The sequence below is a fragment of the Pseudomonas sp. LB3P14 genome (genome assembly GCF_054898045.1).
The window spans coordinates 6,122,393-6,144,133 of record NZ_CM142714.1; the positions used below are offsets into that span (position 1 = coordinate 6,122,393).

The 21,741-nt window shown below is 61.2% G+C and carries 24 protein-coding genes and 1 pseudogene; 15 read left to right on the forward strand and 10 right to left on the reverse strand.

The window, feature by feature from the left end; translation table 11 throughout:
* Window positions 1-104 precede the first annotated feature (104 nt).
* Together ACYZT5_RS28020 and ACYZT5_RS28025 are read left to right on the forward strand one after the other, a co-directional pair.
* Window positions 105-989 (forward strand): sugar nucleotide-binding protein, encoded by an 885-nt coding sequence (locus ACYZT5_RS28020; protein WP_462048276.1) that lies wholly within the window; start codon window positions 105-107, stop codon window positions 987-989.
* Window positions 982-1,911, forward strand: coding sequence for an NAD-dependent epimerase/dehydratase family protein (locus tag ACYZT5_RS28025; RefSeq protein WP_462048277.1), 930 nt, complete (start codon window positions 982-984; stop codon window positions 1,909-1,911). Before ACYZT5_RS28020 ends, ACYZT5_RS28025 begins: the two co-directional genes overlap by 8 nt.
* Window positions 1,912-2,058: 147 nt before the next feature.
* Here the strand turns inward: ACYZT5_RS28025 and ACYZT5_RS28030 are convergent.
* The 5 genes and pseudogenes from ACYZT5_RS28030 to ACYZT5_RS28050 all read right to left on the reverse strand — a co-directional run bounded on the left by ACYZT5_RS28030 (window position 2,059) and on the right by ACYZT5_RS28050 (window position 6,100).
* Window positions 2,059-2,756 (reverse strand): annotated as a pseudogene (locus ACYZT5_RS28030) (OmpW/AlkL family protein).
* 234 nt (window positions 2,757-2,990) lie between these two features.
* Window positions 2,991-3,509 carry a DUF3299 domain-containing protein gene (locus ACYZT5_RS28035; RefSeq protein ID WP_462048278.1) on the reverse strand — a complete coding sequence of 173 codons (519 nt, stop codon included), beginning with the start codon at window positions 3,507-3,509 and terminating at the stop codon, window positions 2,991-2,993.
* Between the two features lie 11 nt (window positions 3,510-3,520).
* The gene (locus tag ACYZT5_RS28040; protein ID WP_462048279.1) at window positions 3,521-4,786 is read right to left on the reverse strand and encodes an ABC transporter permease; all 1,266 of its coding nucleotides are present in this window, start codon (window positions 4,784-4,786) and stop codon (window positions 3,521-3,523) included.
* 1 nt (window position 4,787) lies between these two features.
* On the reverse strand, window positions 4,788-5,498 hold the full coding sequence (locus ACYZT5_RS28045) for an ABC transporter ATP-binding protein (protein WP_462048280.1): 711 nt from the start codon (window positions 5,496-5,498) through the stop codon (window positions 4,788-4,790).
* Between the two features lie 23 nt (window positions 5,499-5,521).
* Entirely contained in the window at window positions 5,522-6,100 is a 579-nt protein-coding gene (locus ACYZT5_RS28050; protein WP_462048281.1) for a DUF2796 domain-containing protein, read from the reverse strand.
* Between the two features lie 134 nt (window positions 6,101-6,234).
* Between ACYZT5_RS28050 and ACYZT5_RS28055 the strand changes: the two genes are divergently transcribed.
* Window positions 6,235-6,576 (forward strand): hypothetical protein, encoded by a 342-nt coding sequence (locus ACYZT5_RS28055; protein WP_462048282.1) that lies wholly within the window; start codon window positions 6,235-6,237, stop codon window positions 6,574-6,576.
* Between the two features lie 102 nt (window positions 6,577-6,678).
* On the opposite strand, the gene trxA is transcribed toward ACYZT5_RS28055, so the two are convergent.
* From trxA to ACYZT5_RS28070, 3 genes are all read right to left on the reverse strand, one after another.
* Window positions 6,679-7,551, reverse strand: a complete 873-nt coding sequence (trxA, locus tag ACYZT5_RS28060) for a thioredoxin (protein ID WP_462048283.1) — start codon at window positions 7,549-7,551, stop codon at window positions 6,679-6,681.
* 181 nt (window positions 7,552-7,732) lie between these two features.
* The gene (locus ACYZT5_RS28065; RefSeq protein WP_462048284.1) at window positions 7,733-8,389 is read right to left on the reverse strand and encodes a class I SAM-dependent methyltransferase; all 657 of its coding nucleotides are present in this window, start codon (window positions 8,387-8,389) and stop codon (window positions 7,733-7,735) included.
* A complete protein-coding gene (locus ACYZT5_RS28070; protein ID WP_462048285.1) occupies window positions 8,386-8,850 on the reverse strand; it encodes a YbaY family lipoprotein in 465 nt (154 codons plus the stop codon). The genes ACYZT5_RS28065 and ACYZT5_RS28070 overlap by 4 nt, the downstream gene beginning before the upstream one ends.
* Before the next feature lie 128 nt (window positions 8,851-8,978).
* Between ACYZT5_RS28070 and nrdR the strand changes: the two genes are divergently transcribed.
* The 12 genes from nrdR (at window position 8,979) to ACYZT5_RS28130 (ending at window position 17,674) form a co-directional block, all read left to right on the forward strand.
* On the forward strand, window positions 8,979-9,443 hold the full coding sequence (nrdR, locus tag ACYZT5_RS28075) for a transcriptional regulator NrdR (protein WP_003228656.1): 465 nt from the start codon (window positions 8,979-8,981) through the stop codon (window positions 9,441-9,443).
* On the forward strand, window positions 9,440-10,573 hold the full coding sequence (gene ribD, locus ACYZT5_RS28080) for a bifunctional diaminohydroxyphosphoribosylaminopyrimidine deaminase/5-amino-6-(5-phosphoribosylamino)uracil reductase RibD (protein ID WP_462048286.1): 1,134 nt from the start codon (window positions 9,440-9,442) through the stop codon (window positions 10,571-10,573). The genes nrdR and ribD overlap by 4 nt, the downstream gene beginning before the upstream one ends.
* Before the next feature lie 45 nt (window positions 10,574-10,618).
* Window positions 10,619-11,281: a riboflavin synthase gene (locus ACYZT5_RS28085; RefSeq protein WP_462048287.1), complete on the forward strand. Its 663-nt coding sequence runs from the start codon at window positions 10,619-10,621 to the stop codon at window positions 11,279-11,281.
* Between the two features lie 30 nt (window positions 11,282-11,311).
* Window positions 11,312-12,403 carry a bifunctional 3,4-dihydroxy-2-butanone-4-phosphate synthase/GTP cyclohydrolase II gene (ribBA, locus tag ACYZT5_RS28090; RefSeq protein ID WP_033059428.1) on the forward strand — a complete coding sequence of 364 codons (1,092 nt, stop codon included), beginning with the start codon at window positions 11,312-11,314 and terminating at the stop codon, window positions 12,401-12,403.
* 91 nt (window positions 12,404-12,494) lie between these two features.
* Window positions 12,495-12,971, forward strand: a complete 477-nt coding sequence (gene ribH / locus ACYZT5_RS28095) for a 6,7-dimethyl-8-ribityllumazine synthase (RefSeq protein ID WP_161756585.1) — start codon at window positions 12,495-12,497, stop codon at window positions 12,969-12,971.
* Window positions 12,968-13,468, forward strand: coding sequence for a transcription antitermination factor NusB (gene nusB / locus ACYZT5_RS28100; protein WP_462019799.1), 501 nt, complete (start codon window positions 12,968-12,970; stop codon window positions 13,466-13,468). The genes ribH and nusB overlap by 4 nt, the downstream gene beginning before the upstream one ends.
* 17 nt (window positions 13,469-13,485) lie before the next feature.
* Entirely contained in the window at window positions 13,486-14,451 is a 966-nt protein-coding gene (gene thiL / locus ACYZT5_RS28105; protein ID WP_462048288.1) for a thiamine-phosphate kinase, read from the forward strand.
* The gene (locus ACYZT5_RS28110) at window positions 14,448-14,951 is read left to right on the forward strand and encodes a phosphatidylglycerophosphatase A family protein (protein ID WP_131062001.1); all 504 of its coding nucleotides are present in this window, start codon (window positions 14,448-14,450) and stop codon (window positions 14,949-14,951) included. The genes thiL and ACYZT5_RS28110 overlap by 4 nt, the downstream gene beginning before the upstream one ends.
* Before the next feature lie 22 nt (window positions 14,952-14,973).
* A complete protein-coding gene (locus ACYZT5_RS28115) occupies window positions 14,974-15,729 on the forward strand; it encodes an ABC transporter substrate-binding protein (RefSeq protein ID WP_462048289.1) in 756 nt (251 codons plus the stop codon).
* Window positions 15,730-15,840: 111 nt separating this feature from the next.
* Window positions 15,841-16,458 carry a GTP cyclohydrolase II gene (gene ribA / locus ACYZT5_RS28120; protein ID WP_027924335.1) on the forward strand — a complete coding sequence of 206 codons (618 nt, stop codon included), beginning with the start codon at window positions 15,841-15,843 and terminating at the stop codon, window positions 16,456-16,458.
* Window positions 16,455-16,874, forward strand: a complete 420-nt coding sequence (locus ACYZT5_RS28125; protein WP_462048290.1) for an MFS transporter — start codon at window positions 16,455-16,457, stop codon at window positions 16,872-16,874. Before ribA ends, ACYZT5_RS28125 begins: the two co-directional genes overlap by 4 nt.
* Complete coding sequence (locus ACYZT5_RS28130) at window positions 16,874-17,674, forward strand: cobalamin-binding protein (RefSeq protein WP_462048291.1); 801 nt, start codon at window positions 16,874-16,876, stop codon at window positions 17,672-17,674. The genes ACYZT5_RS28125 and ACYZT5_RS28130 overlap by 1 nt, the downstream gene beginning before the upstream one ends.
* A gap of 113 nt (window positions 17,675-17,787) precedes the next feature.
* On the opposite strand, the gene ACYZT5_RS28135 is transcribed toward ACYZT5_RS28130, so the two are convergent.
* Together ACYZT5_RS28135 and dxs are read right to left on the reverse strand one after the other, a co-directional pair.
* Window positions 17,788-19,671, reverse strand: a complete 1,884-nt coding sequence (locus ACYZT5_RS28135) for a TonB-dependent receptor domain-containing protein (RefSeq protein ID WP_462048292.1) — start codon at window positions 19,669-19,671, stop codon at window positions 17,788-17,790.
* A 129-nt stretch (window positions 19,672-19,800) separates the two neighbouring features.
* Window positions 19,801-21,699 (reverse strand): 1-deoxy-D-xylulose-5-phosphate synthase, encoded by a 1,899-nt coding sequence (gene dxs, locus ACYZT5_RS28140; RefSeq protein WP_462048293.1) that lies wholly within the window; start codon window positions 21,697-21,699, stop codon window positions 19,801-19,803.
* Between the last annotated feature and the right edge of the window lie 42 nt (window positions 21,700-21,741).

The following is a 21,741-nucleotide window of genomic DNA, read 5'->3' on the forward strand; positions in this document are numbered from 1 at the left end:
CACTAAACCCGCAAAATGCAACGATTCCGGCAACTATCGACGGCATCGCCCGCGAGCGGTGTCGATAAAACCATTGTTTCAATCAGACTGGGCCTGCTGACTTTATGCGAATGCGCCTTATGTTACTGGGCGGCGGAAATGCCCTTGGGCAGGCGCTGATTCGCCTCGGTGCGGAGGAAGACATCGGCTTCCTCGCCCCCCGCCCACCGCAAGACGGCTGGGATGCCGCGAGCCTGACGCAACTGCTCGACGACACCCGTCCGGACGCGTTGATCAACCTCGCCTATTACTTCGACTGGTTTCAGGCGGAGACGGTCAGCGAGCAGCGTCTGGCCGGGCAGGAGCGGGCGGTCGAGCGTCTGGCCGAACTGTGCCAGCATCACAACATCGTTCTGCTGCAACCGTCGAGTTATCGAGTGTTCGACGGCTCGCGGGCGACGGCCTACAGCGAAAAAGACGAACCGGTGCCCCTGGGCCTGCGCGGTCAGGCCTTGTGGCGAATCGAACAAAGCGTACGCGCCACTTGCCCGCAACACGTGCTGCTGCGATTCGGCTGGCTGCTTGATGACAGCCCCGACGGCACCCTCGGGCGTTTTCTCGGTCGCGCCGAACTACCTGAAGCACTGTTGATGGCCGACGACCGTCGGGGCAATCCGACGCCGGTGGATGACGCCGCCCGGGTGATCATCTCGGTGCTCAAGCAACTCGATTGCTCGGCGCCGCTGTGGGGCACCTACCATTACGCCGGGCATGAGGCGACTACGCCGCTGGCGCTCGGGCAGGCGATCCTCACCGAAGCACGCGCCCTGCATCCGCTGGCCATCGAAGCGCCAACCGCCCAGGCTCACGCCGCGCGACCGGACGCCGCCGAAGAGCCGCAACACGCGGTGTTGGCCTGCAAGAAAATTCTGCACACTTTCGGGATCAAGCCCCGCGCCTGGCGTGCGGCTCTCCCGGGCTTATTGGATAGGTTTTATCGCCATGGCTGACGGCCCTGTTTTAATCACCGGCGGTGCCGGTTTCATCGGCTCGCACCTCACCGATGCCTTGCTCGCCAAGGGCCATTCGGTGCGCATTCTGGATGACCTCTCCACTGGCAAACGCAGCAACTTGCCGCTGGACAATCCCGACGTCGAACTGATCGTAGGCGATGTCGCCGATGCCGCGCTGGTAGCGCGGGCGATGGTCGGTTGCAGCGCTGTGGCGCACCTGGCTGCGGTGGCGTCGGTGCAGGCGTCGGTGGATGATCCGGTGAAGACTCACCAGAGCAATTTCATTGGCTCGCTGAATGTCTGCGAAGCCATGCGCCAGGTCGGTGTCAAACGGGTGCTGTACGCATCCAGCGCAGCGGTCTACGGCAACAATGGCGAAGGCGAGTCGATCGCCGAAGAGACGCCCAAGGCGCCGTTGACGCCCTACGCTTCAGACAAATTGGCGAGCGAGCATTACTTCGATTTTTACCGTCGCCAGCATGGTCTGGAGCCGGTGGTGTTCCGCTTTTTCAACATCTTCGGCCCGCGCCAGGATCCGTCCTCGCCGTACTCCGGGGTGATCAGCATTTTCAGCGAGCGCGCGCAGAAGGGCCTGCCGATCACTGTGTTCGGTGACGGTGAGCAGACTCGCGATTTCGTCTACGTCGAAGACCTGGTCGACTTGCTGGTGCAAGCCATCGAGAAACCGCAGGTCGAAGTCGGCGCGGTCAACGTCGGCTGGAACCAGGCCACGACCCTCAAGCAAATGCTTGAAGCCCTTGAAGCAGTGGTCGGTCAATTGCCGCCGGTGAGCTATGCCCCGGCGCGCTCCGGTGACATCCGTCACTCGCGAGCGAACAATCAGCGTTTGCTGGAGCGCTTTACCTACCCCGAGCAGACATCGATGCGTGTCGGCCTGGCGCGGTTGCTGGGACGATAGATCGTTCCCACGCTCTGCGTGGGAATGCCTCAATGGACGCGCAGCAATCGCTTCGGCATGGGACGCAGAGCGTCCCTGGCTGCATTCCCACGCGGAGCATGGGAACGATCAAGGCGCCTTTCGAGGCGCCTTTTTTGTGCGGCATTTTTAGAACTTGTAACCCAGGCCAACCATGTAGATGAACGGGTCTACGTCCACATCGACCTTGGCGCGAGTGCCCTGTGCCACTGCGTTATTTTCCACCGTCGCGGTGGTGTCGATGTCGATGTAGCGCACCTGGGCGTTGATCATGATGTTGTCGGTAATCATGTAGTCGGCGCCCACCTGGAACGCCATGCCCCAGGAGTTATCCGCCTTGAAGTTGCTGAAGCCGTTGGCGCTGGCTTCGCTGCCGACGTGCTCGTCGTAGATCCAGGTGTAGTTGATACCGGCGCCGACATACGGCTGGAAGGCGGACTTCGCGTCCAGTGGGTAGTACACAACGCTCAGCGTCGGTGGCAGGTGTTTCAGCGTACCGAGTTTGCCGTTGGCCGCGCCCAGGGCGGTGCCTTTGATCTTCACGTCATGCTCGAACGGTGAGGCCGCCAGCAGCTCGATCCCCCAGTGGCTGTTGAGCATGTAAGCGAAGTTCAGACCCAGTTGCGTGTCGCTGCTCATGGTGGCCTTGCCACCCAGATCGGCGCCCTTCAGCGGGCCTTGATCAACCTTGACGCTGGAGCTGTCGGCTTTCGGATTGACGGTGATCGCACCGGCGCGAACGATGATGTCGCCAGCGTCGTGGGCGTAGGCTAGCGGTGCTGCGAGCGCGAGGCAAACAGCGAAGCGCAGAGCTTGGACTTGTGCATGGAGGGCTCCAAAGGACGTTAAAAATGTTCGATGTCCAATGGTACGGAGCCGTCTGGTACGGTCTTTTGATTCAGCTCAATGAAACAGTGATGGCCCTGATTTTGTTGGCGCCTCTGATGGCCTCATCGCGAGCAAGCTCGCTCCCACAGGGGATTTGTGTTGATGCACAGATCAAATGTGGGAGCGAGCTTGCTCGCGATGGCTATCTAACAAGCAACACTGAACTCCCGGTTTCATTCCGGCAGCTCATACACATAAATCTTGTCCGCCTCCATCTGATACCCCGCATCGGCCAATTCGCTGCTGGATGCCTTGACCTGCAGCGCACCCTCAATCCAGTACGGCTGATATAGCTCATCGAGCTTCACACCCACTTCGCTTTTCACATGCACGATTTGGTTCGACGGTGGTGGTGGCACGTGGATGCAGGCGCCGAAATAAGGCACCAGCAGAAACTCCGTGGTGCGACCTTCTTCACTCACTTCCAGCGGCACGATGTAGCCCGGCAACCGAATGTTCTGGCCGTCGAGACTTTTCACCACCGGTGCATTCGGCATGTCTTGCTTGGCCGCAGGTGCTGACTCGGCAGCCAACGCGCTGCCCATCTGCGACAGGTCGTGCAGCGGCGTCATGTTGGGCACTTCCGGCGCGGCGTCCGGCGGGATCATTTCCGACCAGGTCAGGTCTTTCGGCTCGGCCGCCCACAGGGGCAGGGCAACCAGCATCAACAGCGCAAGCACAGCGCGGGGCATGTTCAACGTCCTCATAAACGGATCGACAGGCCATCGGCCAAGGATTGGCGATACGCGCGCCAGGCCGGCACGCTGCCCATCAGCAACGCAGCGATCAGGATGCCACCGAGCAGCGTCCATTCATATTCGCTCGGCCAGGCCAGCGGCAAGTACAAGCCGTAATTCGCCTGCACGTAGCCCTGGGCCACGGCAATGCACACGTAAAGCAGCGCTACACCGGCGATCACCCCGGACAGCGCCAAGGCAAACGCCTCCAGCACCAGAAAGGTCGCGATGTGCCACGGCCGGGCGCCCACCGAACGCAGAATCGCCATCTCCCGACGTCGTTCGTTAAGGCTGGTGAGGATCGCCGTGAGCATGCCGATCAACCCGGTCAACACCACAAACAGCGAGACCACGAACAAGGCTTTTTCCGCCGTGCTCATCAAACTCCACAGTTCTTGCAGCGCCACGCCCGGCAGGATCGCCAGCATGGGTTCACCCCGAAACTCATTGATCTCACGCTGCAGCGCGAAGGTCGAAATCTTGTTGTTGAGGCCGAGCATGAACGCCGTGATCGCTTGCGGCGTCAGGTCCATGTTGCGTGCCTGATCGGCACTGATCCGACCGTTGCCGCGCGCCGGCACGCCGTTGTGCCAGTCGATGTGGATGGCTTCCATCCCTCCGAGGCTGATGTGCAACGTGCGGTCCACCGGGGTGCCGGTGCGTTTGAGAATACCGACCACGGTGAACGGCTTGTCGTCGTGCTTGACCAGGCTGATCACCGCCACGCCGTGGGCCAGCACCAGTTTGTCACCGAGTTTGTAGTGCAGCGCGTCGGCCACTTCGGCGCCGAGTACCACTTCAAACGGGTCGGTGGCGAAGGCCCGGCCGTCGGCCAGTTCCAGGTGCTGTTGATGGCCGTATTGATAGTGCTCGAAGTACGCCTCGGTGGTGCCCATCACCCGATAACCGCGATGGGAATCGCCGAGGGACATCGGGATCGCCCACTTCACTTTCGGGTTGTTGGCGAAGTGCTCGAAGCTGTCCCAACGGATGTTGTTGGTGGCATTGCCGATGCGAAACACCGAGTACAGCAGCAGGTTCACCGAACCGGAGCGGGCGCCGACAATCAGGTCGGTACCGCTGATGGTGCTGGCGAAACTGGCCTTGGCTTCGGTGCGCACGCGCTCCACGGCTAGCAGCAGGCAGACCGACAGGGCGATGGCAAACGCGGTGAGGATCGCGGTGAAGCGACGGTTAGCCAGGCTGGCCATGGCTAGACGAAACAAATACATCTCAAACCTCCAGCGGCGTGGTGGCGCGATTGAGATCGGCCAGCGACAGGTGGCGATCGAACAGCGGTGCCAGGCTCTGGTCATGGCTGACGAACAGCAGGCTCGACCCGGCTTCGCGGCATTCGGCGAACAGCAAGCGAATGAAATTCTCGCGAGCGTCGTAATCCAGGGCCGAAGTCGGTTCGTCGGCGATGACCAGTTCCGGCTGACCAATCAACGCGCGCGCAGCGGCCACCCGTTGTTGCTGGCCGATGGACAGCGAATCGGCGCGGCGGCCGAGCAGGTTGTGATCCTTCAAACCCAAGTGGGCGAGAAGGGTGGCCGCCGCCTGATCGACGCTGCCGTGGCGCTGGATCGCCCGTTCAGCGCGCAGTTTGGAAAAGTGGCAGGGCAACTCAACGTTCTCGCGCACCGAGAGAAACGGTAGCAAGTTGAACTGCTGGAAGATGTAGCCGGTGTGATCGACCCGGAAGCGGTCGCGAGCGCCGGCCGAGAGTTCGGTCAGCTCCTGGCCCAGCAAGCGGATGCTGCCGCGATCGGGCTTCTGCACACCGCCGAGCAGGCCGAGCAGGGTGGTTTTGCCACTGCCGCTGGGGCCCTTGAGGAACAGGGTTTCGCCAGGCATAAGGCTAAACGCCGGGATATCCAGCAGCGGCGGATGACCGGGCCAGCTGAAGCCCAGGTCGGACAGTTCGATGAGTGCTTGGGTCATTTGAGTCGATTTCTGTCGTCGTTTCAGAATTTCAGGGCGGCAGCCTTGGCCGTCACTTCTACGCCTTGCTGCCCGCTCGGGCTGATCAGTTGTAGCTGAATCTTCTGGGTCGCCGGGAAGGTGTTGAAGATGTTCGCCAGGTCCAGAGTCCTCAGCGCGCCGGGTGCCGAGCAGCTGAATTGATAATGGGCGTGGATTTCGCTGTGGTCGTGGTGGTGACCGTCCTTGGCCTCTTCGTCGTGATCATCATCAGCATCCGGCTTGTCGCCGAACAACGGGCTTTCCAGTTCCTGTGTCGCAACCACGCAACCGGCGGCTTTCGGCAGGTTGAACAGCACCAGCGGTTTCTCAAGCTGCGCACGAACGGCGGCGACTTTGGCCTTGTCGGCGTCGGTGGTGGCGGCGTGTTCGAAACCCACCAGGTTCATCGCCGGGCTTTCCAGTTCCAGCTCCAGGGTCTGACCGTCCAGTGCTGCGTTCAAGCGACCGACGCCATGTTCGTGGGTGCCGAGGCTGCCGTGCTCATGATCATGTTCGTCAGCGGCGTGGGCGACGGCCAGCGGCAACAGGGCAAACGGCAGAGCGAGAAGCAGACGGCGCATGGCGGGTCTCCGAAAGTAAAATGAATATTTTGTTATGTAATCTTATAACGTAAGCGCCGAGAGTTTGACCGCCCACTTGGCGTTGCGCAAGTCCCATGGGAGCATGCGAATCAGAAATGTGCAGGAGCAGACTTATGTTGCGTATACGCGGAAGCATCGGCGACTGGCCGGTGGATTTGACGCTGGAGATGGATGACGGCGACTGGGCAAGGCTCGGTGCGCAGTTGCAGGTGGTGAACTCCGAGGCCAGTGCTGCGCCGGCAAAACCAATCAATCAGGATGATGCGCTGTGGCAAATCGCCAAGGATTTGCTGCGCAAGGCCGGGCAATTGAGCGGGCCGGATTTGCTCGATCAGCTGGAAGGATTGACTGGCAGCGCGGCGTCGGGCAAACGCCTGTTGGTGCGACTGCGCCACTGCTCTGATGTGAAAGTGACGAGCGGCGGAGATACGCCGCTCTACAGCTGGATCGAGTAAATCGCAAAGATCGCAGCCTCGCTTCGCTCGACAGCTCCTACAGGGAAACAAGATCCCATGTAGGAGCTGTCGAGTGAAACGAGGCTGCGATCTTTTGATCTTTCAATAAAGCGCAGCAAACAACTTGCGACGATAAGTGGTCACCAGCGGGTGATCGTTGCCCAGCAGTTCGAACACCTGCAGCAAGGTCTTGTGCGGCAAGCCTTCGCTGTAACTGCGATTGCGCATGAACAGCTTGAGCAATGCATCCAGCGCCGCATCGTACTGCTGACGCGCCAGTTGCTGGATCGCCAGTTGATAAACCGCTTCATCGTCCTGCGGGTTTTTCGCCAGGCGCGCCTTCAGGTCTGCCGCATCCGGCAAATCCTTGGCCTGGCCGAGAAACTGGATCTGCGCCTTGGCGCCGGCCAGGGCGGCCTTGTGCTCATCGCTCTTGACCGCGTCGAGCACGGTTTGCGCTTCGCCCAGCTCGCCGCGTTCGGTGAGGCAGCGGGCGTAGAGAATTAGCGCCTTGGCATTGGTGTTGTCTTCGCCCAGCAGCACTTTCAGTGTGGCTTCGGCGTCGGCAAAGCGATTGTCATCAAACAGCGCCTGAGCCTGTTCGAACGGGTCGGCAGCGGTCGGCGGTGGCATTTGCACGTGAGGCTCAAGCATCGCGCGCACGGCGGATTCGGGCTGTGCACCGGCGAAACCATCCACCGGTTGACCGTCCTTGAACAGCACGACAGTCGGCAGGCTGCGAATGCCGAAACGCGAAACGATGTCCGGCTCGACGTCGCAGTTGACCTTGGCCAGCAGCAACTCGCCCTGATAGCTCTCGGCGATGGTTTGCAGCATCGGCATCAACGCCTTGCACGGCGCACACCATTCGGCCCAGAAATCCACCAGCACCGGTTTGTGGAAAGAGTTCTCGATCACCGACTGCTCGAAATCGGCAGTCGTGGCGTCGAAGATGTACGGCGTTTCCTGACTCATGGGGGATCTCTTGGAAGCGTGAATGAGGCCACTATAAGGCTTGGCGGGGTGTAGCCGGAAGCCGGAACACTGATCGTTCCCACGCTCTGCGTGGGAATGCCTCTTGTGACGCTCTGCGTCACGCGGTGGAAAGGGACGCGGAGCGTCCCGGGCTGCATTCCCACGCAGAGCGTGGGAACGATCATGTCCGTGTGGCGTGGTAGAGGCTCACATGCCGAAACTCTTCGGGCTCGGCCAGATCGGGCAAGGTCATCGCCTCCAGCCTCTCGATGCGCTGATACAGCGGATGGCGAAAATCCCTCACGCGCGAATCGGCCACCAGCGCTTCCTGGCCACGACTCAAGAATTCATCGAGCAACGGCAGATTCGCCCGGTCATACAGCACGTCGGCAACCAGAATCAGATCAAACCGATCCTCTTCGGCGAAAAAATCCGTCGAGTAGTTGAGGTATACGCCATTGAGTTCGGCATTCGCCCGGCACGCGGCAATCGCCAGCGGGTCCAGGTCACAGGCGACTACTTCCAGCGCGCCGGCCTTTACCGCCGCAATCCCCGCCACCCCGGAACCGGCACCGAAATCCAGCACCCGTTTGCCTTTGACCCACTCGGGGAATTCGGCGAGATAGCGGGCGACCGCCAGGCCGCTGGCCCAGCAGAAACTCCAATAAGGCGGCTCATGCAGAATCCGCCGGGTTTCTTCGGGGCTGAACGCGCGGTCCATGTTGTCGCCGTCGATCAGCCAAAGCTTCAGATCGGTCTCCGGTAATTCACAGGCAACCAGCTGTGCGTCACCGAGCAGTTCACCTAGCGCCTGTTGCAGGTCGAGCGGTGCAATCATGGCGCTTTGACGAATTGCAATTGACCCAGCACTTGGGTCGTTGGCTGCGTGATGACCTGCGACGGCAGATGCAAAATCAGCTGGCCCGACTGGCTGGCGCGGCCACGCAGTTCAACGCGGGCACCGACCGGAAAGGATTCCGGGTTGAAACGCAGGTGAAACGGCAGAATCTGGTTGGTGCCGATCAGGCTGGAACTGGCCAGCAATTGCTGCGGACGGTCCTTGTCGTCGATCACCAGCAGCGCCAGTTCGACTTCGGCGCCGGCCGGCACGCCTTGCAGGGTGCCGCTCAATTCGCGCTGATACGCGGGCAGCGGGCCGAGGTTGGCCGATTCCTTGGCTTTCTTCTGTGCCTGTTGCGGCGCGGGGCCTGGCGTCGGTGGCTGGGGCTTGGGCGCATCGCTGCTGCAGGCCACCAGCAGGCTGAAAAGACTGAGCAAAACGAGCGGTCTTAGGGACATTTGCGGCTCCAGCAAGGTGAAATCCATGGATCTAGCTCTATAACCCGTCTGTATACCGCAAACCCTATGGCTTGTCTTGCCACCGGGATGCGCTACCATGGCCCTCCCTTTTTTTGTTGCCTGCCACCATGCACTGTCCCTTCTGCGGTGCCAACGACACCAAGGTCATCGACTCGCGTCTGGTCGCCGAGGGCGAACAGGTGCGCCGCCGGCGCGAATGCCTGGCCTGCGGCGAGCGTTTCACAACGTTCGAGACTGCCGAACTGGTGTTGCCGCGCCTGATCAAAACCGACGGCAGCCGTCAGCCGTTCGACGAAGAAAAACTCCGCGCCGGCATGCAGCGTGCGCTGGAGAAGCGCCCGGTGAGTGTCGAGCGCCTGGAATCGTCGTTGGTGCACATCAAACACAAACTGCGCGCTACCGGTGAGCGAGAGGTTAAATCCCTTGTCGTCGGTGAACTGGTGATGGCCGAGCTGCAAAAGCTCGACGAAGTCGCCTATATCCGCTTTGCTTCGGTGTATCGCCGCTTCCAGGACCTCAATGAGTTCCGCGAAGAGATCGATCGCCTGGCCCGTGAGCCGGTGAAAGAATGACCACCTCCGTAGAACTTGCCATCCTCGACGCCCATTACATGGCTCGCGCCCTGGAACTGGCGCGCAAAGGTCATTACACGACGCACCCCAACCCTCGGGTGGGCTGCGTGATCGTGCGTGACGGGCAGATTGTCGGCGAAGGCTGGCACGTGCGCACCGGCGAACCTCACGCCGAAGTCCACGCCCTGCGCGCCGCCGGCGATAAGGCTCGAGGCGCCACCGCTTACGTGACCCTCGAACCTTGCAGTCACCACGGACGTACGCCGCCCTGCGCCGATGCGCTGGTACATGCGGGTGTGGCTCGGGTAGTCGCGGCGATGCAGGACCCGAACCCGTCGGTTGCCGGTCGTGGCATGCAGCGTCTGGCGCAGGCCGGCATCGCTATCGAAAGCGGTGTGCTGGAAGGCGAAGCGCGCAAGCTCAACGAAGGTTTCTTGAAACGCATGGAACACGGCTTGCCGTTCGTGCGGGTCAAGTTGGCCATGAGTCTCGACGGCCGGACAGCAATGGAAAGTGGCGAAAGCCAATGGATCACCGGTCCGGCGGCGCGTTCGGCGGTACAGCGCCTGCGCGCCCAGGCCAGCGTAGTGCTGACCGGTGCCGACACGGTGCTGGCGGATAACGCCCGTTTGACAGTGCGCGCCGATGAATTGGGCCTGGACCCTGAACAAACAGCCCTGGCCATGAGCCGCCTGCCGCTGCGCGTGCTGATCGACGGCCGTCTGCGAGTGCCGCTGGACGCGCCATTCTTCAAGGCCGGTCCGGCGCTGGTCGCCACGTGCATGGCGATCGAAGAGCAATACGCCAATGGCCCGGAGTGCTTGATCGTGGCGGGCGAGGATGGTTTGGTCGACCTGCGCAAACTGCTGGTCGAACTCGCCGCCCGTGGGGTCAACGAAGTGTTGGTCGAGGCTGGCCCGCGTCTGGCCGGGGCTTTTGCTCAGCAAGGGCTGGTGGACGAATTCCAGATTTTCATCGCCGGCAAGTTTCTCGGGTCCTCGGCGCGGCCGCTGCTGGACTGGCCGCTGGCGCAGATGAAAGACGCGCCGGAACTTAAAATTACCGAAATCCGTGCGGTTGGCGATGATTGGCGAGTCATCGCCATTCCTTCGTCAGCGGCGAGCGTATAATTGCGGGCCTGCGCCACGCGACGGCCCTGTTTCGAGGAGGACTCCATGTTTACCGGCATCATCGAATCCATCGGCAGTATTCGTGCATTGACCCCAAAAGGCGGAGATGTGCGGGTATACGTAGAAACCGGCAAGCTCGACCTGAGCGACGTCAAACTGGGCGACAGCATCGCGGTCAACGGCGTGTGCCTGACCGCGGTTGAATTGCCAGGCAACGGCTTTGCGGCGGACGTCAGTCGCGAAACCCTCGACTGCACCGCCATGAATGACCTGAAAAGCGGCAGCCCGGTCAACCTGGAAAAAGCCCTGACCCCGACCACTCGCCTCGGCGGGCATCTGGTCAGCGGGCACGTCGATGGCGTGGGCGAAGTGGTTGCCCGTACCGAGAATGCTCGTGCCGTGGAATTCCGCATCCGCGCGCCCAAAGAGCTGGCCAAGTACATCGCCCATAAAGGCTCGATCACCGTCGACGGCACCAGCCTGACCGTGAACGCGGTCGATGGCGCCGAGTTCTTGCTGACGATCATTCCGCACACCCTGAGCGAAACCATCATGGCGTCTTATCAGCCAGGTCGCCGGGTGAACCTTGAAGTTGACTTGCTGGCACGTTATCTGGAGCGCCTTCTGCTCGGCGACAAGGCCGCAGAACCGACATCCGGGAACATTACTGAAAGCTTTCTGGCCGAGAACGGCTACCTCAATTCCTGAAACTCAATTTTGAAAGAAGGGGGGTGCCTTGTGGCGCTCAATAGCATCGAAGAACTGGTTGAAGACATCCGCCAAGGCAAGATGGTCATCCTCATGGATGACGAAGACCGCGAGAACGAAGGCGACCTGATCATGGCCGCCGAGTGCTGCCAGCCTGAACACATCAACTTCATGGCCAAGCACGCCCGTGGCCTGATCTGCATGCCGATGAGCCGTGAGCGCTGCGAACTGCTGAAGCTGCCGTTGATGGCACCACGCAACGGTTCCGGTTTCGGCACCAAGTTCACCGTGTCCATCGAAGCGGCCACCGGCGTGACCACCGGCATTTCCGCTGCCGACCGTGCGCGCACCGTGCAAGCGGCTGCCGCGAAAGACGCCAAGGCTGAAGACATCGTCAGCCCCGGCCACATCTTCCCGCTGATGGCCCAGGCTGGCGGCACCCTGGCCCGTGCCGGCCACACCGAAGCGGCGTGCGACCTGGCGCGCATGGCCGGTTTCGAGCCGAGCGGTGTGATCTGCGAAGTAATGAACGATGACGGCACCATGTCCCGTCGCGCGGAACTGGAAGCTTTCGCTGCCGAACACAACATCAAGATCGGCACCATCGCCGACCTGATTCACTACCGGATGATCCACGAACGTACCGTTCAGCGGATTGCCGAGCAGCCGCTGGACAGCGAACTGGGCCAATTCAACCTGGTGACCTATCGTGATTCCGTGGAAGGGGACGTGCACATGGCGCTGACCCTGGGCACCGTGTGCGCGGAAGAGCCGACCCTGGTCCGGGTGCACAACATGGACCCGCTGCGCGACCTGTTGATGGTCAAGCAGCCTGGCCGCTGGAGCCTGCGCGCCGCGATGGCTGCGGTTGCCGAGGCTGGCAGCGGCGTCGTGCTGTTGCTCGGTCACCCGCTCGATGGCGACGTGTTGCTGGCGCACATCCGCGAAACCGCGGAACACGTACCGGCGAAAAAACCGACCACTTACAGCATCGTCGGTGCCGGCTCGCAGATCCTCCGGGACCTGGGCGTGCGCAAAATGCGCCTGATGAGTGCGCCAATGAAATTTAATGCGATATCCGGTTTCGATCTGGAAGTTGTAGAATACGTGCCCTCCGAATAATGACCGGTTGTTTCCAGTCCTTGATTCGCGGTTAACACATCACTGAGGGATGCGTAGAAAACGCGTCCCGGCTCTTTAAGAGATCTAACGAATGACCCTGAAGACCATCGAAGGTACCTTCATCGCCCCTAAAGGCCGCTACGCTCTGGTCGTAGGCCGTTTCAACAGCTTCGTCGTTGAAAGCCTGGTCAGCGGTGCAGTTGATGCCCTGGTTCGCCACGGCGTGAGCGAAAGCGATATCACCATCATCCGCGCGCCTGGCGCCTTCGAAATCCCGCTGGTTGCGCAGAAAGTCGCTCAGAAGGGCGACTACGCAGCAATCATCGCCCTGGGCGCGGTCATTCGTGGCGGTACTCCGCACTTCGAATACGTGGCTGGCGAATGCACCAAGGGCCTGGCCCAGGTGTCCATGGAGTTCGGCGTACCGGTCGCTTTCGGCGTCCTGACCGTTGATTCCATCGAGCAAGCCATCGAACGTTCCGGCACCAAGGCCGGCAACAAAGGTGCTGAAGCTGCCCTGTCCGCTCTGGAAATGGTCAGCCTGCTGGCGCAGTTGGAGGCCAAGTGATTAGCGACGATAGCGATCGTTTCAACCCGCGCGATCCAAAGCCTGCGGATGCCGGCAAGCCATCGAAAAGCGTCAAGCGTCGCGAAGCCCGTCAGCTCGCGACTCAGGCGCTGTACCAATGGCACATGGCCAAGCAGTCGCTGAACGAGATCGAAGCGCAGTTTCGGGTCGATAACGATTTCAGCGATGTCGATGCCGCTTACTTTCACGACATCCTGCACGGCGTTCCGGCTCACAAGCCTGAGATCGACGCTGCACTGACGCCGTGCCTGGACATCACGATCGAAGAGCTGGACCCGGTTGAACTGGCCGTTCTGCGCCTGTCGACCTGGGAACTGCTCAAGCGCGTCGACGTGCCGTACCGCGTTGTGATCAACGAAGGTATCGAGCTGGCGAAAGTCTTCGGTTCCACCGACGGCCACAAGTTCGTCAACGGTGTACTCGACAAGCTGGCCCCGCGTCTGCGTGAAGCTGAAGTCAAGGCGTTCAAGCGCTGAAACGCGCTTGATACCCAATGGGCGAGTTTGAGCTGATCCGCAACTTCTTCGCCGCCGCGCCTTGTGCGCAGGGCGGCGAAGGCGTTGCCCTCGGGATTGGTGATGACTGCGCCTTGCTGGCTGTTCCTCCCGGGGAGCAGTTGGCGATTTCCACCGACACGCTGGTTGCCGGCGTGCATTTCGCAGATCCTTGCGACCCGTTTCTACTCGGTCAGCGCTCGCTGGCCGTGGCTGTCAGCGATCTGGCTGCCATGGGCGCCACCCCCGTTGCCTTTACCCTCGCCCTGACGTTGCCGACGGTGACCGCCGATTGGCTGGACGCCTATGCTCGTGGTTTGAACACCATGGCGCAGAGCTGCGGTGTGGCGCTGGTGGGCGGCGATACCAGCCGTGGGCCGTTGAGCCTGACCATGACCGTGTTCGGTCGTGTGCCGGCGGGCAAGGCGTTGACCCGCAGCGGTGCGCAGCCAGGCGACTTGCTGTGCGTTGGCGGTGACCTGGGCAACGCCGCTGGCGCCTTGCCGTTGGTGCTCGGTCAGCGAACAGCTGAAGCTGCCATCGCCGATCCGCTGCTGGCGCATTATTGGTCGCCGCAGCCGCAGCTTGGGCTGGGAATGGCGCTTCGCGGTAAAGCCACCTCGGCGCTGGACATCTCCGACGGCCTGCTCGCGGACTGCGGGCATATCGCTCTCGCATCGAAGGTCGGCATTCAGGTTGAACGGGACAAGCTGCCATTGTCGAAAGCTTTAGTCGCCTTCCTCGGTCAATCGGATGCAGAAGTAGCGGCCTTGAGCGGCGGTGATGATTACGTGCTGGCCTTTACTTTGCCGTCCGTCGAGTTAGCGCAATTGTTGAGCGACGGCTGGCCGATCCATGTGGTCGGGCGTGTTGTGACGGGGCAGGGCGTGGTGCTGCTGGACGCCGACGGTCAAGACATCACCCCGCAAACCCGGGGCTATCAACATTTTCGGGAGACACCGTGACAGATCATCCCAAACAGGTCCCGGCGGAATTCGTACCGCCATCGGTCTGGCGCAATCCGTGGCATTTCCTGGCGTTCGGCTTCGGCTCGGGCACCCTGCCAAAAGCACCGGGCACCTGGGGTTCGTTAGTTGCGCTACCCTTTATTCCGTTGTGGCAGATGTTGCCCGACTGGGGCTACTGGCTGATGCTCGGCATCACCATGCTGTTTGGTTTCTGGCTGTGTGGCAAAGTGGCCGACGATTTGCGGGTGCACGACCACGAAGGCATCGTCTGGGACGAAATGGTCGGGATGTGGATCACCCTGTGGCTGGTGCCTGAAGGTTGGTACTGGTTGCTGGCGGGGTTCGTAGTGTTCCGCTTCTTCGACATTCTCAAGCCTTGGCCGATTCACTGGATCGACCGGCATGTGCATGGCGGCGTCGGGATCATGCTCGATGACGTATTGGCCGGGGTATTTGCGTGGCTGGCGATGCAAGGGTTGGTATGGATTTTCGCCTGAAGGGCGAAACAGGGGACTAAGGATGGCTCGACGCTGGTTGGCGGTGATGGTTTTCACGATGTTTTGCTCGCTCGCCCAGGCGGGTGACGGGGCGACAACGCCATCGGTGATTCATCTGGCCAGCGAAGACTGGGAAGACTACACCGCCGCCGATGGCCACGGTCTGGGCTGGGACGTGTTGCGGGCAGTCTTCGAGCCAGTGGGGGTCAAACTGGATATCCGCAGCGAACCCTACGTCCGCTCCATGGGCTTGGCCCAGCGCGGCGAAGTCGACGCCTGTGTCGGCTCCTATCATGATGAGTCCAGCGATCTGCTCTATCCGCGCTGGAACTTCGATACCGATCACATCTATGCCCTGGGGCTGGCCAGCAACCCCGCACCGACCCCGGAAACCCTGGGCAATTATCGACTGGCCTGGGTCCGCGGCTACGACTATCAGGATTACCTGCCCAACGTACGCCGCTATAACGAAGTCATGCGGCGTACCGGGATTTTGTCGATGTTGACCCACAACCGCGCCGACTTTTACATCGACGCGCTGACCGAGGTCGACTATGTCCTCAGGTGGGCCAAGGATCCATCGCAGTTCCGTCGCACCCACATCGCGGAATTGCCGCTGTATCTGTGCTTTGCCAACACGCCCAAGGCCCGAACACTGATGGCGCTGTTCGATCAACGCATGGAGCTGCTGGTGAAAAACGGCCAGCTGAAACCTATCTTCGCGCGCTGGAAACAACCCTATCCATTCGACGACAGCGGTGAGCCCGCAGGCCAGTGATCTAACTTTTAGATCGTTATGCCCCATAATTCAGCCTAAGCGTCTGTAGGAACCTGCTGTTACAATGCCGCGTCTGCGAATCTCCAGTACTTATTGATCAGGAGCACACCGGTGCCTGTCGTTTTTGTCGCCGCTTCCAAGCTGCCAACGCCTTTTGCGCAATTCACCATGCACGGCTTTCTCGATGAAGAAAACGGGCGCGAGCACGTTGTGCTGAGCCTGGGTGAGTTCGCCGACGGTGCCCCGGTACTCGGCCGGTTGCACTCCGAATGCCTGACCGGCGATGCCTTGTTCAGCCAGCGTTGCGACTGCGGCTCGCAACTCGAGGCCGCCTTGCAGGCCATCGCCCGTGAGGGCCGTGGCGTGTTGCTGTACTTGCGTCAAGAGGGCCGTGGCATTGGCCTGCTGAACAAGATCCGCGCCTATGAATTGCAGGATGGCGGCGCCGATACCGTTGAAGCCAACGAGCGTCTGGGCTTTGCCGCCGATCAGCGTGACTACGCCATGTGCCTGCCGATGCTGGAGCACCTGGGCGTGAAGTCCCTGCGTTTGATGACCAACAACCCACGCAAGGTCAAAGCCTTGACCGACATGGGCATCGTGGTCGCCGAGCGCGTGCCGCTGCACACCGGCCACAACCCGCACAACAAACTCTACCTGGCCACCAAGGCCAGCAAGCTCGACCACATGATGGGCAACGAGCATCAGGGTGAGGCTGACCGAGCGTGACCCGAGGTCAGGTGCGGCGGCGACTGTCCGTCAATTGGTGGCAATATCTGGCGCTGGCCTTGGTGCCGCTGTTCGTGATCAACGGCGTATTTGGCCAGAGCGAAGCGATTCTGCCGGTGCTGGCGATGCCCTTTTTCATCGCCGGTGTGGCTTCGATGTTTGTCAGCCTGAAATTCTTTGGCGGCTACAAACACGCGCTGATCGCCACTCAAAAAGCCCTCGACACCCCTGAAGAACCTGCTGCCTGGATTGCCCTGGCGGCCAAGCGTCGCACAGCGTTTCTGGCTGCCGGCCTGCCGGCCTGGATCGGCGCGCTGGCGGTATGTGTCGGCCTCGAAGCCGTGCCGTTGATGTTGCTGGCGCTGTCGACCCTGGTGCTGTTCTACCTTTACCGTATACCGCGTCAACTCGGTTGATGCGATCTGTATGGCTGGCGGTTTTGCTGCTGGCTGTCAGTGGCCCGGCGGCTGCGGTCGAACGCGTTGTCAGTCTCGCGCCGTCCCTCTCTGAAATCGTTGTTGAGCTGGATTCAGCCGACCTGTTGGTGGGGGTGCTGGATGCCGGTGAGCGTCCTGCCGAACTCAAAGACCTTCCTTCAGTGGGTCGCTATGGCCAGTTGGACATGGAACAGCTGCTCAGTCTCCAGCCCGATCTGCTGTTGCTCTGGCCCGGTAGCGTTGGCCCGGCCCAGCGTGAACAGCTCAAGCGGTTGAACATCCCGACCTACGTTGCTGAACCCCACAACCTCGAACAACTCACGTCGCAGATTGAGGCGATTGCCTCACAGCTCGGCCGTCCGGAGCGTGGCGTTTCATTGGCTGAAAAGTTGCGTCAGCGACTGGATTCGTTGCGCCAGCGTTATCGCCGGGATGAGCCATTGCGGGTGTTTTATCAGGTCTGGGATCGACCGCTGTACACCGTTGGCGGCGGGCAGATTATCAGCGATGCGCTTGACGTGTGCGGGGCGCGCAATGTGTTTGCCGACCTGACTCTGCCGGCGCCGCAGGTCAGTATTGAGGCGGTATTGCAGCGTAATCCAGAAGTGATTCTGGCCAGCGATCAGGCGCAACTCGATGCGTGGAAAGCCTGGCCGCACGTGGCGGCAGTGGCGCAGGGGCAATTGCTGTTGGTGACGGATAAAGGGCTGGAACGGCCGAGTGGGCAGATGATCGAAGCGACTGCCATTTTGTGCCATGTGATCGCGCCTTCACGCTGATCGTTCCCACGCTCCGCGTGGGAATGCCGCCATGGACGCTCCGCGTCCGCTCTTGATGTGACGCAGAGCGTCACGGGATGCATTCCTTTGCTGCGCGTGGGAACGATCGTGAGCTAAAGCTCCGGCGCCCAGGTCACCCCAAACATCCACGCCCGACCTTCCTCACGATACCCATGCTGACTGCCATCATGGCTGTACAGCGCCCGGCTATAACCTTTATCCAGCAAGTTATCCACCTTAAGCTCAAGCTTGATCTCACGATTCAACGCCCAGCTGCTGCGCAACCCCAGCAGTGCATACCCGCCCAACGGCTGCTGATTGTTTTCATCGTCGTAGCTGCTGCTCACGGCCTGCCAACTGGCGCCGAGTCCCAGGCGATCGAACTGCCGATCCAGATCCAGGCTCAAGGTCCGCCGTGCACGGCGGGCCAGGGTGTGACCGCTGTCGCGATCCCGCGGGTCGATGATCGCTACGCCGAGGTTGCTCTGCCAGCCGAACAGTTCCTGTTTCAAAGCCGCTTCGAACCCGTTGATCCGTGCCGAGGCCACGTTCTGCGGCCGTGAGTTGCTGCCGAAAATAATCGCGTCTTCCAGGTCCGTACGGTAAAGCGAAGCTTCCAGGCGAGAGGTATCAGTCAGCTGACTGCGCCATTGCAGCTCGTAGCTTTTCGAGGTCTCGGGTTTCAGATCCGGATTACTGAAATCGGGGTAATACAGATCATTGAACGTCGGCGCACGGAAACCTTCGCTGTAGGTCAGCAGCACATCGTTGTCCGGATTCAGCGGCAGGGTGAAGGTGCCGCTCCAGCTGTTCTGGCCGCCGAACTGCTGGTTCTGATCGCGGCGCAGACCCAGTTCGGTGGAGAAACTATCCGACTGGTAGTGATGCTGAATGAATGCCGCACGGTTCCAGCGGCTGTCCTCGTCGAATGGCGTGCTGCTGTTGATCCTGTCCTCGTACCAGTCGCCGCCGAGGATCAGGCTGTTGCGCTCGTCGAGGGTCAGGTCGTTCTGCCAGTTCACCGAGTCGCGGTACGTGTTGAACACGCTACGTTCGTCACTGAGCTTGTCCAACGTCTTCTCGCGATTTTCGCTGTGGCCGAATTCGACGCGGGTTTTCCACCGGTCGTTGATACGCGCATCGACGTAACTGCTGAGGCTGCTGACCGCGAATTCGCTGTAGGGCTGCTGCTGGACTGACTCGAACGTGTCCATGTCGAAACGGCCGAACGGATTGTCGAACTCGCTTTTGCCACGGTTATCCAGGAGGTTGGCGCCGATTTCGATGTCATCGGTGAGGGCGTGACTCAGGCTCAAGCTCACCGATTTGTTGCGGTATTCGTCATGATCGCCGTCGCTGGGATACGACTCGCGGGTGCGATTGATTCCGGCGGTTTCATCGAGGCTGGCGCCGAGATTGAATCGCGTCTGCTCGTCACCGCCGGACAACCCGAGGCTGCGCTCCCAGGTCTGGTTGCTGCCAAAACCTGCGTGCATTCGCGGTTGCAAACCGGGTTCGCCGCCACGACGGGTGAAGATCTGAATCACCCCTCCAATCGCGTCACTGCCATAAATCACCGAACGGGAGCCGCGCAGCACTTCCACGCGCTCGACCTGTTCGATGTTGATGTGTTGCAGGTTGCTGTCGCCGGAGGTGGAGTTGCCGATGCGCTGGCCGTCGACCAGCACCAGGCTCTGGGCTGATTTAGTGCCGCGTATGTAAACCCCCGGCAGACTGCCGCGCCCGCCGGTTTGCCCGACTTGCACGCCGGGTACACGACGCAGCAAGTCAGTGACGCTACTCGGTTGCAGGCGATCGATGTCTTCGCGGGTGAACACGGTGTTGGCGGCGCTGCTGTCATTGCGCGCTTCGACCTGACGGTTGGCGCTGATCAGCACGTCGGGAAGCTTCAGGGCCTGATCGCGTTCGAAGGTGTCGGCCAGGAGCGGGCCGGACGGCAGAAGGGTCAGCGTCAGGGCGAGGGGAGAGAGTTTCATCGGTAATCCGTAGCAAACACGGTACGTGTAGGAGCGAGGCTTGCCCGCGAAGAGGTCGTAACATTCAACATCTATGTTGCCTGTTAAATCGCCTTCGCGGGCAAGCCTCGCTCCTACAGGGGCGAGGGATTACTGGGCCAGTAGTTGCAGACGCTGACGAATCGACGCTTCGATCCCAGCCTCATCCAACCCGCACTCGGCGAGCATTTGCGCAGGCTTGGCGTGCTCGACGTAACTGTCCGGCAAGCCCAGGTGCAGAATCGACTTGAGGATGTTTTCGCGGGCGAGAAACTCGCTGACGGCGCCACCGGCACCGCCCATGATCGCGTTCTCTTCGATCGTCACCAGCAGCTCATGGCTACCGGCGATGTCGCGAACCAGCGCTTCATCAAGCGGTTTGACGAAACGCATGTCGACCACGGTTGCATCCAGCGTCTCGGCGACTTTCAGCGCCTCGGCCAGTTGCACACCGAACACCAGCAAGGCAACGTTGCTGCCCTGACGACGAACGACACCCTTGCCGATTTCGATCGGTTCAAGGTTTTTCTCGATCGTCGCGTTCGGGCCAGAGCCGCGCGGATAACGCACCGCCGCCGGGCCGTTGAACAGGTGACCGGTGGTGAGCATTTTGCGCAGTTCGTTTTCGTCACTCGGGGTCATCACCAGCATGCCGGGGATGCAGCGCAGGAACGACAGGTCGAAGCTGCCCGCATGCGTCGGGCCGTCTTCGCCCACCAGGCCTGCGCGGTCGATGGCGAACAGCACGTCGAGGTTTTGCACCGCCACATCATGCACAAGCTGGTCGTAGCCACGCTGCAAGAACGTCGAATAGATCGCCACCACCGGTTTCGCGCCTTCGCAGGCCATGCCGGCGGCGAAAGTCACGGCGTGTTGCTCGGCAATCGCCACGTCGAAGTAGCGCAGCGGGAAGCGCTCGCTGAAAGCCACCAGATCGGAGCCTTCTTTCATCGCCGGAGTGATCCCGACAAGACGCGGATCGGACGCGGCCATGTCGCACAGCCATTCGCCGAACACACCGGAATACTTCGGCCCGCCGGATTTCTTCGGCGGGTTGGCCGGGGCGTCCAGGGGCTCGAGTTTGGTAATGGCGTGGTAACCGATCGGGTCGACTTCCGCCGGCGCGAAGCCTTTACCTTTCTTGGTGACGACGTGCAGGAACTGCGGGCCTTTCAGATCGCGCATGTTGCGCAGAGTGGCGATCAGGGTCGGCAGGTCGTGGCCATCGATCGGGCCGATGTAGTTCCAGCCCAGCTCTTCGAACAGCGTGCCGGGAACCAGCATGCCTTTTGCGTATTCTTCGGTGCGCCGGGCGATTTCCCAGGCGCCGGGCAGGCGCGACAGGACCTTTTTGCTGCCTTCACGCATGCTCGCGTAAGTGCGGCTGGAGAGGATTTTCGCCAGATAATTCGACAGCCCGCCAACGTTGCGCGAGATCGACATGTCGTTGTCGTTGAGGATCACCAGCATGTTGGCGTTCACTTCCGGCGCATGGTTCAGCGCCTCGAAGGCCATACCGGCGGTCAGAGCACCGTCGCCGATCACGGCGATCGCCTTGCGATCACTGTTCTGCAGGCGGGCGGCAATGGCCATGCCCAGCGCTGCGCTGATCGAGGTGCTGGAGTGGCCGACGCCAAAGGTGTCGTACTCGCTCTCGGAACGACGCGGGAAAGCCGCGACGCCGTCCTTCTGGCGCAGGGTGCCCATGCGCGCTCGACGGCCGGTGAGGATCTTGTGCGGATAGGCCTGATGACCCACGTCCCACACCAGCCGGTCGTCCGGGGTGTCGAAGACGTAATGCAGCGCGATGGTCAGCTCGATGACGCCCAGGCCGGCACCGAAATGCCCGCCGGTCTGACCGACCGTGTAGAGCAATTCCAGGCGCAACTCATCGGCCAGGGTTTCCAGCTCGGCTTCGCCTAACCGGCGCAGGCCGTCCGGCGTGTTGGCACGGTCGAGCAGGGGCGTGGTCGGGCGCTTGCGGGGAATCTCATGAAACGTCGTGGGCATCAGGCGAATCGTTATAGGTATAAAAGATGCGGCAGTTTACCT